This window comes from Rhizobium sp. SRI_017 (genome assembly GCF_057586295.1).
Genome location: NZ_JBYCZP010000004.1, coordinates 98,163 through 110,124 on the forward strand (window position 1 = coordinate 98,163; position 11,962 = coordinate 110,124).

Sequence of the window (11,962 nt, forward strand, 5' to 3'; positions counted from 1 at the left end):
AATTCGGACTGCCAAATCTTCGACTCTTCGCCTTGCCGCCATGTTCTTGCTGGCGGGCGTGGCATCAGGGTGCTCCTCTGATGTGACCCGCTTCGAGGGTCTCTTCTCCGCAAATAAGACGGATACGCTGACAACGGCTTCGATCCCGCACAAGGTCAATGCCGTCAACGGCAAGCTGCCGACGCCGGGCGCGAACATAAAATCGGTCCAGTCAAACGAAACCGACTTGACCGGCGACCAGGCGCTCAACCAGCCGATGCCTGTCAACCAGGACGTCTCCTACGACCCGATCAGCACCTCGACGATCGATGCCAAGTCGGCCGTGACGCCGATGAAGGTCGAGCGCACCGAGTTGTCGACCCCGGGCGTCAAGGTCAACGCCAAGGTTGCGCTGAACCAGCCGATGCCGGCCAAGGTGAAAATCAACGTCGACGCCGATCCGATCAAGACCGGCACGGTGAAGGGCAGTTGGAAGGTCACCGACGACTCGCCGCGCATCCTGATCAACAGCGGCAACACGCTTTCGGGCATCGCGGCCAAGTACAAGGTGCCGCAGGCTGAGATCCTCAAGGCCAACAATTTGAAGTCGGGCGCCGACCTCAAGTTCGGCAAGTCGATCATCATCCCGGTCAAGGTGGGCATCAAGAAGGACGTCCCGGCCGAACTCGCGATCAACACCAAGAAGAAGATTCCGACCCCAGACAAGGCGCCGGAAGACAAGGCGATCCTGCCGGCAACCGCGAACCGCGACAAGAGCAAGGCTTCCGATCCGAAGCTGGCGGATGCTCAGGGCGCGAGCTACGAGGTCGAGCAGGGTGACTCGCTTGCCAAGATCGCCAAGAAGCACAAGGTGTCGGTTGATGCGCTGAAGGCTGCCAATGGCATGACCACGGCGTCGCTGAAGATCGGCCAGAAGCTGGTCATCCCGGTACCCGGTGCCGATCCGGTCAAGACCGCGTCCATTCCGACCGAAAGCAAGGTCAAGGAAGTCGCTGACGCCAAGCCGAAGACCTATACGCCGCCGGTTGCCACCAAGACCGTCGACGAGGTCGAGAAGGCCGACACGGGCGAAGATGCGCCGGATGAAACGGGCATCGGCAAGTTCCGCTGGCCGGTCCGCGGTGCTGTGATCGCCGGCTACGGTCAGAATGTTGACGGTGTCAGAAACCCGGGCATCGACATTTCGGTCCCCGAGGGAACGCCGATCAAGGCCGCCGAAAACGGCGTGGTCATTTATTCCGGCGCGGGCCTCAAGGATCTCGGCAACACGGTTCTGGTCCGCCACGACAACGGCGCGGTCACGGTCTATGGCAATGCATCCGAGCTCAAGGTCAAGCGCGGCGACAAGGTGACCCGCGGCCAGGTCCTGGCTCTGTCGGGTATGACCGGCGGCGCCAAGCGTCCGAAGGTCCATTTCGAAGTCCGCCAGAATGCGGCGGCGGTCAATCCGATGACTTTCCTCCAGTAGTATTGCGTAAGGAAAGACGTGAAAGGCCCGGGGGAACTCGGGCCTTTCTGCATTTGGAAACCTTTGGTGTTCCAATCAAGAGAGCATTAACCGTCGGGTGACGGTCGATCCTGGCGTTATGCAATTGTGAAGCAATGTCTGGTGTGATCGCGCCAGTAGCAACTGACCTTTTGAGGGGAATCGGTCATGGATTCGCAGGCCCCGGCTTTCCGCCGGAGTTACATGAGCAAGGAAGAATCGCAGATGTATGATCGGGAGGGCAGAGACCCCCTGGTCGATACGACGAACGCGGCGCGCATCGAATATACCGAAAAGGCCGTCATGCATCTGGCGAGTCGCCGCTGCGATCTCATCAAGATCTCACCGACGGCAGCGGTGCTTGCCATTAATGTCTCCTTCGCGGTGCCGAAATCCTTCTATCTCGACATTCCAGATGCCCGCATCAACCGGGTCGGCTGTTTGCTCATGAAGACGCACCCCAACAACATCATCGAGGTACGCTTCCTCAGCCGGATGTCCGACCGCGACCTCAACCGCATTTTCGCCTTCAGCACACATCCGTCGCATCGCGATGTTCTGCTGGATGTCAGGGGCTGAGGCGGAGAACACTGCTCATCCGCCAAGCCTCGTCCCAAGTCGTCCGGCAACATCCTGGATGAACTGCCATGCCACGCGGCCCGAACGCGAGCCGCGGGTCGTTGCCCATTCCAGCGCGCCGTGATGCATCTCGTCGCGCGGCATATCGAGGCCGAAATAGTCGGCATAGCCATCGATCATCGCGAGATAGTCGTCTTGCGAACATTTGTGGAAGCCGAGCCAGAGGCCGAAGCGGTCCGATAGCGACACCTTCTCTTCCACCGCCTCGGACGGATTGATTGCCGTCGATTGCTCGTTCTCGATCATGTTGCGCGGCAGGAGGTGCCGGCGGTTGGACGTGGCGTAGAAGACTACATTGTCCGGGCGACCTTCGACGCCGCCGTCGAGCGCGGCCTTGAGCGACTTGTAGGATGTATCGTCATTGTCAAAGGAGAGGTCGTCACAGAACAGGATGATCTGAAACGGCGCGACCTTCAGGATCTCCATGAGGTCGGGGAGGGTGGAGATATCCTCGCGGTGAACTTCGACCAGTTTGAGCGGATCGGCACGGTCCTTGTTGATCGCGGCATGGATTGCCTTGACCAGCGATGACTTGCCCATGCCGCGGGCGCCCCAGAGCAGGACGTTGTTCGCCGGCAGCCGCTCGGCGAAACGCGTGCTGTTCTCGTGCAGGATGTTCTTGACGTGATCGACGCCGCGGATGAGCGACAGATCGACGCGGTTCACCCTTGGCACTGGCATCAGCGCCAGGCGCGCCGGATTCCAGACGAAACAGTCGGCCTCACTCCAGGGCGGAGTCATTGCGACTGGCCCGGCCTGCCGTTCCAGCGCGTCGGCGATGCGTTTGAGCTCGGTCAGGATCGATTTGACGCCATCCTCAGTCACGGCATCCTCCATACAATTCGATGCTTCAGACGCGCTATCACGCCGCCATGAGACCATAAAGGTCGGTTCCGGTCCAAAGCGGCGGTTTTGCGGCGCTAATTTGGGTGATGGTGTTGCATTGAGGGGCGTTCTTCCTATATTCCCGCCACCAACGAGCGGGCCTTAGAGCGCCGCGCTTTTGTCATGTCCGGGAGCAAATGATGATCTTCACCGAAGCCTTCGCCCAGTCGGCCCCTGCCACGTCGTCGCCGTTGGGAGGCGGGCTGGATATCGTCCTGCTTTTCGTCCCCATGCTTGTGGTGTTCTACTTCCTCATCTTCCGGCCGCAGCGCCAGCAGCAGAAGAAGCGCGCGGAAATCCTGCAGAACATCCGCCGTGGCGACCAGATCGTGCTCGGCGGCGGCATCGTCGGCAAGGTCACCAAAGTGATCGACGACAACGAGCTCGAGGCGGAAATCGCCGATGGCGTGCGTGTCCGCGTGGTCCGCGCCAACATTTCCGAGGTTCGCGTAAAGAGCGAGCCCGTCAAGGAACAGCCGCAGGCGGCCAACAAGCCCTGATCGGGCCTTCTGGCGGGCATATGCCCGCCTTTTTGATCTTGAAATAAATCGAGAGACGGCATGTTTTATTTTTCACGCTGGAAGTCCGCACTGATTTGGCTCTCCGTAATCTTGAGCTTCTGGCTTGCGGCCCCGAACTTCCTGCCGCAGTCCGTTCTCAACGCGATCCCCTCCTGGGTGCCAAAGAACTCAATGACGCTTGGCCTCGACCTGCAGGGCGGGTCGCATATCATGCTCAAGCTCGAACGCAACGACATCATCCAGGAGCGTCGCGAGACCATCCTCGACGAAATCCGTGCCAACCTGCGCAAGGCCGGCATAGGTTATACAAGCCTTGCCGGCACCGGCACGCATATCAGCTTCAAGCTGCGCGATGCGAACCAGGTCGAAGCGGCGCGCACTGCACTGAAAGACCTGCGTGAACCGGTCAGCACCGGCCTGACGGGTGGCACGATCGAAGAGATCACTGAGACGGCGTCGGCGGATGGCGCCTTCCAGTACGACCTGACGGATGCCGGCATCGATTACCGTGTCCGCTCCGCGGTGACGCAGTCCATCGAAGTCGTCCGCCGCCGCGTCGACGAGCTCGGTACCACGGAGCCGCTCATCCAGGGCCAGGGCTCCGACCGCATCATCGTCCAGGTGCCGGGCCTGCAGGATCCGCAGCGCCTCAAGTCGATCCTCAACAAGACCGCCAAGCTGACCTTCCACCTCGTCGACAGCACCATGTCGGCTGAGGAGGCGCTGAACGCCCGTCCGCCGGCCAATTCGGAAGTGCTCTACACCAACGACACGCCGCCGGTTCCGATCCTGATCCAGAAGCGCGCGATCCTGACGGGCGAAAACCTCGTCGATGCACAGCCGGGCTTCGATCAGCAGCGCGGCAACGAGCCGATCGTCAGCTTCCGCTTCGATTCTCAGGGTGCGCAGATCTTCGGCCGCGTGACCCAGGAAAACGTTGGCCGCCCCTTCGCCATCGTGCTCGACAACAAGGTGATCACAGCACCGAATATCAACGAGCCGATCCTCGGCGGTTCGGGCCAGATCTCCGGTAACTTCACCGTCCAGTCCGCCAATGACCTCGCCGTGCTGCTGCGCGCCGGTGCGCTGCCGGCGACGCTGACCGTCGTCGAAGAACGCACGGTCGGCCCCGGCCTCGGTGCCGACTCGATCCGGGCGGGCGTGACCGCGGCGATCATCTCCTTCATCGCCGTCGTCGCCTTCATGACCTATTTCTACGGCGTGCTCGGCCTGATCGCGAACTTCGCGATGATCGTCAACATCGTCATGATCATAGCAATCCTGTCGGCGCTGGGCGCAACGCTTACCTTGCCCGGCATTGCCGGTATCGTCCTGACCATCGGGCAGGCCGTCGACTCCAACGTTCTGTTCTACGAACGCTTCCGGGAAGAAGTGAAACAGGGACGCTCCATCATCAATGCGATGGAGTCAGGGTTTGAGAAGGCGTTCGGCACCATTGTCGACGCCAACCTCACCACCTTCATCGCGGCGGTCATCCTCTTCTACATGGGTTCCGGCCCGGTGCGCGGCTTCGCCATCACGCTCGCGATCGGTATCATCACGACCGTCTTCACGGCCTATACGATCTCGCGCCTGATCATCTCCTACTGGCTGCGCCGCAATCGTTCGAAGGGCATGCCGAAGGGTATCCGGACGCATTTCTTCGATTTCGCCCGGATCAACTTCATGAAGATCCGCAACTACAGCTTCGGCACGACGGCCGCGCTGACGCTTGCCTCGATCATCGGCTTCGCCACCATCGGCCTCAATCTCGGTATCGACTTCACCGGTGGCTCGATGATTGAGCTCAAGGCCAAGCAGGGCGAAGCAGATCTCGGCGGCATCCGCGACAAGCTGCAGGAACTGGGGCTATCGGGCGCCCAGGTGCAGGGTTTCGGTGATCCCAGCAACGTCATGGTGCGCGTGCAGAGCCAGGCCGAGGAAACGGCCGAGCAAGGCGTCGTCAGCAAGATCCGTGGCGCGCTGGAGAAGGACTACGAATTCCGCCGGGTTGAAGTGGTGGGTCCCTCGGTCTCGGGCGAACTCGCCGTCACCGGCTTCATCGGCATCGCGCTCGCGCTAGCTGCCATCATGGTCTATATCTGGTTCCGCTTCGAATGGCAGTTTGCGGTCGGCGCGCTCACGGCGACGCTCCACGATGCGATCATGACTGTCGGTCTCTACGTCTATACTCGAATGGAGTTCGACATAACCGCGATCGCGGCGCTTCTGACCATCATCGGCTTCTCATTGAACGACACCGTCGTCATCTATGACCGAATGCGAGAGAATCTCAGGCGATACAAGAAGATGCCGCTGGAGGAACTGATCGATCTGTCGCTGAACTCGACGCTGTCGCGCACCATCCTCACGGCGGGTACCACCTTCATCGCGGTTTTGGGCCTCGTGATCTTCGGCGGCGATGTCATCCGCTCGTTTACGATCTCGATGCTGTTCGGTGTGGTCGTCGGTACTTTCTCGTCGATCTACGTCGCGGCCCCGATGCTGATCTACTTCAGGCTTCGCTCCGATGCCTTCGACAAGGATAAGGACAAGGCGCCCGGCGACATGCCGGCGTCGACGCCGGCGGTCTGATGGCCAGAGGCATCGTCATCCGTGAACAGCACTATCCTGGGCGGGCGCCGGTCGATGCCTACGGCAATGGCGGCTTCCGCTTCGCGGATATGAGCCATCGCGGATCGATCCTCTGCCTGCCCTCGGGCATTCATGGTTGGGGGCTCGAGGAGGGTGAGTCGCTGTCCCTCGAAGCCTTCGAGCGGGTGATCGCCGAGGCCTCCGACATTGAAGTGTTGCTGGTTGGTACCGGTAGCACTCTTCGGCCGCTGCCGCGCGCGACGCGAGAGGCGCTCAAGGCGGCCGGTATCTCGGCCGACCCGATGTCGACGGGCGCTGCTGTCCGGACATTCAATATCCTGCTGGCTGAAGAGCGCGCGGTCGCTGCCGCGCTCATTGCCGTGGACGGCTGACATGGCGCTCGGCCGTGACGAAGCCTATGCCGCGTGCCTGACGACACTGCGCAGTACCGATTTCGACCGTTACCTTGCTTGCCTTCTCGTGCCCGAGGACAAGCGCGGCCCCCTCTCAGCCCTCTACGCCTTCAGCGCCGAACTCGCCCGCGTCCGTGACCTGATCCGTGAGCCGCTGCCCGGCGAAGTGCGTCTGCAATACTGGCGTGATCTCGTCGAGGGACAGCCCCACGGCGATGTGCAGGCCAATCCGCTCGCCGCCGGCATCATCCACGCAATCGTCGACCATAAACTACCGCGCACAGCGCTCGCCGCGATGACCGAGGCGCGGATCTTTGATCTCTACGACGATCCCATGCCCGACCGCGCGAGCTTCGAGGGCTATGCCGGCGAGACATCGTCGGCGCTGCTTCAGCTCGGCACATTGATCCTCGATCCCGACAATGCGTCCGCCGCCGCCGAAGCCGCCGGTCATGCCGGTATTGCCCAATTGGTTGCCGGCTGCCTGCTGCTCATGCCGCTGCATCGCAGCCGCCATCAGGTCTACGTGCCCGGCGATATTCTTTCATCCGTCGGGCTGGATGCTGCGGGTTTTCTTGATGCCAGCGAAGGGGACCGCGTGGCGGCCGCGCTCTCGGCCTTCATCGGCTACGGGCGAGATCACCTGAGAATCGCGCGGGAGAAGGCCAAGGTGGTGACGCCGGCCGCACGGCAGGCTTTCCTGACCGTCGCGCTGGTCGAACCGGTCTTGCGCCGGGCGGAAAAGGCGGGCTTGGGCGTGCTTGAGCGCTCCATCCAGCCCTCACAGCTTCGCCGTCAGTGGCGGCTCTGGCGCGCGAAGAATCGCTTGTTTTAGATAAGTCTTACGAATTCACGTTTTCCTAACCAACGCCCGTCTAGATTGGTCGAGCGTCCGGGTTTTTTCCGGTGGGAAGTGTCGATGCGTATTGCGTTTTTCCGATCTTCATTGCGGCTGGCCCTGCCGCTTATCATGAGCTTTGCGCTTGCGGCCTGTTCCGGCCCGGTGAGCCCGCCTGTCGGCATCGATGACGAGACGATGGTGTCGTCGATCCCACCCGACAATAGCCAGGACGACAGCTCGACCTATGCCGCACCGATCGATCCGATCCAGGAGACGGACGCACAGCGGCAATATCTCGACACGCCGAACCTCGCCGATACCAGTTCAAACGAGTCCGCAGAACGAGAGACTCTGCCGAAGATCGACGAAGAGCCCGTCCAGAAAGCCGAGATTCCCAACGACGGCGTGAACATCGACCAGACGCTCGGTGTCGAGCAGTCGACTGATGTCGCCCAGGAGCAGCCGGCAAGCCTTGCCGAAGAGCAGGCACGCGACATCGCCGAAGGCGAGACCACGCAGCCGGTCGTCGATGGCATCGGCACGGACGAATTGATCGAACGCCGGCCGAAGGAAATCCAGCAATCCCAGATGGTCGACTTCCAGGATGCGACGACAGCGGAGGAAGTCACGCTGCCGACGCGCCGCCGCAATGCCGACGAGGAAACCGAAGTCGCCATGTTGCCGCGCATCGCCGACCCGACCATGGAAGAGGAAACGCCGGCCTTCAACGAGATGAGCGCCTCCGAAACCAGTTGCCGCCGCGATTTGGAAAAGATGGGCGTCAAGTTCGAGGAACTACCGCCGATCTCCAAGGGCCGCTCCTGCGGCATCGCCCATCCGATCAAGGTGAGCGGATTCCAGGGCGGCATCCAGATGAAGCCGGCTGCGACGCTCAATTGCCAGATGACCCGCATCTTTGCCAAATGGGTGAAGAACGAACTGGTGCCGTCATCGCGCTATCGCTACTTCTCCGGTATCAAATCGATCCACCAGATGTCGTCCTATTCGTGCCGCAAGATGAATTCTCGCTCGTCGAACCCGTGGTCGGAGCATGCCAAGGGCAATGCGCTCGACATCGGCGGCTTCACGCTGAAGAACGGCAAGGAGATCGATGTGCGCAAGAAGAGCTTCTTCGCCTTCCGGGAAAAGGGCCTGCTGAAGACCGTGCGCGAGGACTCCTGCAAATACTTTAACACGGTGCTCGGCCCGGGCGACGCCCATCACGGCGACCATTTCCACTTCGACCTGCGGCCGCGGAAGTCAGGTTATCGGCACTGTAGTCTCTGAACTGATCGCTGAAACGAAAACGGCGCCGCACTTGCGGCGCCGTTTCCGTGTGTGGTCCGAAAGCCAGTGCGATCAGTCGAAGAGTTCTTCGAGAAAGGACTTCTTGCGCTTGTGGCCATAGTGCTGGTCGTAGCGAGGATCGTAACCCTGCTGGTAGTGCTGGGGCTGCTGATGCTGTTGCGGCTGCTGGTAGGTCGGCTGGGGAGGTACTGGCTGCTGCGGTTGCTGCACGGGGGCAGGCACGCTATCGCGTGCTGCTCGCTCGACGATCTTGTCGAGTTCACCGCGATCCAGCCAGATCCCGCGGCACTGCGGGCAGTAGTCGATCTCGATGCCCGAGCGCTCGCTCATGACAAGCGATACGCGGCAAGTGGGGCAGAGCAATCCGGCGGCGGAATTCATGGACAATCTCCGAAATCAGGACTCGTTTAGGGCCCGCCGAAATTTGTTCGCAAACGGGCCCTGTCATGCGGTCCGACATCGTCACCGTTAGTCCGGCAACCAGAGGGGCCCGGTCCACAGGACATCATTTACGGTCAAGTTTCAACCTTTTCAAGGCAGACCCGCAAAATCATTGGGCGTACCGCGCGAGCGATAGTGGACCTTGTCGCACTACATCGACCGGAATAGGACCGTCGCCGAAGCGAAAGACAATGCCGTGCCGCCACTTTCCGAGATCCTGATCTTTGCCGCAGCCCTGATTGTCGCCGGCGGCACCGCCGGCGTGCTCGCTGGCCTGTTCGGCGTCGGCGGCGGGGCGATTCTCGTCCCGGTTTTCTATCAGGTCTATGGTCTGCTGGGCGTGCCCGACAGCGTGCGCACCCATATCGCGGTCGGCACGTCGCTCGCCGTGATCGTCCCGACCTCGATCCGCTCCTTCCTTGCCCATCGGCAGCGCGGAGCAGTCGACATGGCGTTACTCAAGGGATGGGTGATCTGGGTGCCTCTCGGCACGATCCTGGCATCCGTGGTCGCGGCCTATGTCTCCGGCGCCTTTCTACGCATCGTGTTCATGGTCTTGGCGCTGCTCATCGCGTTCAAGATGTTCTTCAATCGGGAACATTGGCGATTCGGGACCGTGATGCCGCAGGGGCCGGTCAATGCTGTCGCCGGCGGCACGATAGGCCTCCTGTCCGGCTTGATGGGCATCGGCGGCGGCACGCTGTCCAATCTCTGGATGACGCTCTGGAACCGCACAGTGCACCAGTCTGTCGCGACGTCTTCAGGCGTTGGGGTGTTGATCTCGATCCCGGGCCTGTTCGGATACATCTGGGCTGGATGGGGTGAGGCCGGGCTACCGCCGCTATCGACCGGGTTCATCAACTGGATCACTGTCGCACTTGTGATCCCGGTCGCGCTGCTGAGTGCACCGCTCGGTGTTCGGCTGGCACATGCCTTGACTCGCCGCCAGCTCGAAGTTGGCTTCGGCATTTTTCTGCTGATCGTCTCGCTGCGCTTCCTCGCCAGCCTGCTCTAATTCTTAATCCTGAAGCGTCATCTCGTTGCCGCTGAACGAGAAGGATTTGAGCGAACTCAGGAAATTCATCCCGAGCAGGCTGCCGCCCAGCTTGCCGCGTTCGGCGATCCCTGCGGAAATGTTGGTGCGTCTGATGCCGCCGACCTCGATTTCCGGCAGGGTAACGTAAGCGGTACGGGCAGGGCCGTTGGCGGTCATCACCGTTCCCGTGAAGTTGAGGCCGCCAGGATTGAGGCCGAGGCGGTCCGCGTCTTCAAAGCTGAGCGCTATCGTTGTAGCGCCCGTATCGATCATCATCGGGATCGAGACGCCATTGATCCTGGCATCGGCCTGGTAGTGGCCGTTCTGGCCCATATAGAGGATCGTCGAGCGTCTGCCACTGGCATCGATGATCGTCGCCGATCGCCCGGGGATCAGGCCGGCGGTCAGGCGGGACGCGAAATTCTGCGCATCGTCCTTGAAGACATAGACCGAGGACAGGACGGCGAAGATCAGCACCCACATGCCCAATTGGCGCAGGGATTCGCTGAAATTGCGCTGGCTGGCCAGAATGCCGCCACCGAGGAGAGCCGCCCACATCGCATAATAGAGCATGCTCGCAGCGTCATCGCCGTCGAGGCGGCTCGCGCTGTTGGAAAAGCCGACTGTCATTAGGAACAGGCCAGCCAGGATGACGATGGCGACGATGAGGATACGCGACATTCACTCCGTCCTTTCCCGGGCCATGCGGGTGCGCCGCGTCTCACGCCGCGGACGACGCTCCACGCCTTCGAGGCGCTTAGGCAGGATGGCCATGATCTCGCGCCGCTCGGCGCCTGAATAGGTCACCCAGGCGCCGATCTCCTCGCGCGTGCGGCCGCAGCCGAAGCAGTAGCCGGTTTTGTCGTCGATCGAACAGACGAGGATGCAGGGCGATTCCATGGTTCACCGGATAGATTGTCTCTTCCCGAAATATCGGGACGTCAGGCGAACAGGGCAAGAGCGGAAAGCGACATGATCTCCGTCAATTGCTGCGTGGCGCCGATCGTGTCACCCGTATGCCCGTCGATCCGGGCAGAAATGTAGCGGGTGAAGCTCCAGGCGATGCCCGCCGAGAGCGCGATGGCGAGAACGGTGGCGAGGAACGACATGGCCGGCCAGATCAACACGAGTGCAAGCACGCCGCCGCTGGCGAGTGCAACGATCGTCGCAATCCCGTCGGGTTCGCCTGCGGATGCGGCGACACCGTCTGCACGCGCTGGCGGCAGGAGCGACCAGTGCCAGACCATCGCGGCCCGGTTGAGTGCTGCCACGCCCAGCATCGCGAGGCCGGCCGTCGTCGGCGTTACGACCTCGGCAAGGGCTGCAAGTGCTGCGCCGCGAAGGGCGAAGGAGAGGATCAGGGATACCGCACCATAGCTGCCGATCCGGCTGTCCTTCATGATCCGAAGCGCCGATTCGCGATCCTTCCCGCCGCCGACTCCGTCCGCCGTATCGCTCAGCCCATCCTCATGCAGGGCGCCCGTCAGGACGGCCTGAAGTGCCAAGGCAAGAAACGCTGCGAGCATCGGGTCGGCCCGACCAGCGAGCAGCGTGGCGAAGACTGCGGCGGAGGGCAGGGCGATCAGCAGCCCGGCTACCGGGAAGGCGCGGACAGCACGGCTCAGCGACCCGTCATGCTCCACAAAGAAGCGTCCGGGCATGGGAATGCGGCTCAGAAAGCCGACCGAGCGCACGACATCGTCTAGATAATCCTGGAAATTCATGCTGGCTTGCCCGTCCCCGCGCCGTTTTGCGCCGCAACTAAGGTTGCCGCCCCCCGACTCTGCCGATAATAGA

Annotated in this window: 13 protein-coding genes; 8 read left to right on the top strand and 5 right to left on the bottom strand. The window is 61.7% G+C overall.

Going from position 1 to position 11,962, the window contains the following annotated elements; genetic code table 11:
* The first annotated feature begins 82 nt into the window (after positions 1 to 82).
* Both AC2YI2_RS10690 and AC2YI2_RS10695 read left to right on the top strand, forming a co-directional pair.
* Positions 83 to 1,468, top strand: a complete 1,386-nt coding sequence (locus AC2YI2_RS10690; RefSeq protein ID WP_487386458.1) for a peptidoglycan DD-metalloendopeptidase family protein — start codon at positions 83 to 85, stop codon at positions 1,466 to 1,468.
* A gap of 186 nt (positions 1,469 to 1,654) precedes the next feature.
* A complete protein-coding gene (locus tag AC2YI2_RS10695; protein WP_487386459.1) occupies positions 1,655 to 2,065 on the top strand; it encodes a hypothetical protein in 411 nt (136 codons plus the stop codon).
* Positions 2,066 to 2,080: 15 nt separating this feature from the next.
* Here the strand turns inward: AC2YI2_RS10695 and AC2YI2_RS10700 are convergent, their stop codons facing one another.
* Entirely contained in the window at positions 2,081 to 2,950 is an 870-nt protein-coding gene (locus AC2YI2_RS10700) for an ATP-binding protein (RefSeq protein WP_487386460.1), read from the bottom strand.
* Between the two features lie 200 nt (positions 2,951 to 3,150).
* Here AC2YI2_RS10700 and yajC point away from each other — a divergent pair, with 200 nt between their 5' ends.
* From yajC to AC2YI2_RS10725, 5 genes are all read left to right on the top strand, one after another.
* The gene (yajC, locus tag AC2YI2_RS10705; protein WP_487386461.1) at positions 3,151 to 3,510 is read left to right on the top strand and encodes a preprotein translocase subunit YajC; all 360 of its coding nucleotides are present in this window, start codon (positions 3,151 to 3,153) and stop codon (positions 3,508 to 3,510) included.
* A gap of 60 nt (positions 3,511 to 3,570) precedes the next feature.
* Positions 3,571 to 6,126 (top strand): protein translocase subunit SecDF, encoded by a 2,556-nt coding sequence (gene secDF / locus AC2YI2_RS10710; RefSeq protein WP_487386462.1) that lies wholly within the window; start codon positions 3,571 to 3,573, stop codon positions 6,124 to 6,126.
* Positions 6,126 to 6,518, top strand: coding sequence for an Mth938-like domain-containing protein (locus tag AC2YI2_RS10715; RefSeq protein ID WP_487386463.1), 393 nt, complete (start codon positions 6,126 to 6,128; stop codon positions 6,516 to 6,518). The genes secDF and AC2YI2_RS10715 overlap by 1 nt, the downstream gene beginning before the upstream one ends.
* A 1-nt stretch (position 6,519) precedes the next feature.
* Positions 6,520 to 7,374 (top strand): phytoene/squalene synthase family protein, encoded by an 855-nt coding sequence (locus AC2YI2_RS10720; protein WP_487386464.1) that lies wholly within the window; start codon positions 6,520 to 6,522, stop codon positions 7,372 to 7,374.
* 84 nt (positions 7,375 to 7,458) lie between these two features.
* On the top strand, positions 7,459 to 8,667 hold the full coding sequence (locus AC2YI2_RS10725) for an extensin-like domain-containing protein (RefSeq protein ID WP_487386465.1): 1,209 nt from the start codon (positions 7,459 to 7,461) through the stop codon (positions 8,665 to 8,667).
* Between the two features lie 72 nt (positions 8,668 to 8,739).
* Here the strand turns inward: AC2YI2_RS10725 and AC2YI2_RS10730 are convergent, their stop codons facing one another.
* Entirely contained in the window at positions 8,740 to 9,069 is a 330-nt protein-coding gene (locus tag AC2YI2_RS10730; protein ID WP_487386845.1) for a TFIIB-type zinc ribbon-containing protein, read from the bottom strand.
* A gap of 256 nt (positions 9,070 to 9,325) precedes the next feature.
* On the opposite strand from AC2YI2_RS10730, the gene AC2YI2_RS10735 reads away from it, so the two are divergent.
* Positions 9,326 to 10,144 (top strand): sulfite exporter TauE/SafE family protein, encoded by an 819-nt coding sequence (locus AC2YI2_RS10735; RefSeq protein WP_487386846.1) that lies wholly within the window; start codon positions 9,326 to 9,328, stop codon positions 10,142 to 10,144.
* Positions 10,145 to 10,147: 3 nt separating this feature from the next.
* On the opposite strand, the gene AC2YI2_RS10740 is transcribed toward AC2YI2_RS10735, so the two are convergent.
* From AC2YI2_RS10740 to AC2YI2_RS10750, 3 genes are read right to left on the bottom strand one after another with little or no spacing between them, the layout of a single operon-like run.
* On the bottom strand, positions 10,148 to 10,846 hold the full coding sequence (locus tag AC2YI2_RS10740) for a retropepsin-like aspartic protease family protein (RefSeq protein ID WP_487386466.1): 699 nt from the start codon (positions 10,844 to 10,846) through the stop codon (positions 10,148 to 10,150).
* Positions 10,847 to 11,065: a DUF1289 domain-containing protein gene (locus tag AC2YI2_RS10745; protein ID WP_487386467.1), complete on the bottom strand. Its 219-nt coding sequence runs from the start codon at positions 11,063 to 11,065 to the stop codon at positions 10,847 to 10,849. It lies immediately after the preceding gene.
* Positions 11,066 to 11,106: 41 nt separating this feature from the next.
* Positions 11,107 to 11,889: an adenosylcobinamide-GDP ribazoletransferase gene (locus tag AC2YI2_RS10750; protein WP_487386468.1), complete on the bottom strand. Its 783-nt coding sequence runs from the start codon at positions 11,887 to 11,889 to the stop codon at positions 11,107 to 11,109.
* Positions 11,890 to 11,962 lie beyond the last annotated feature (73 nt).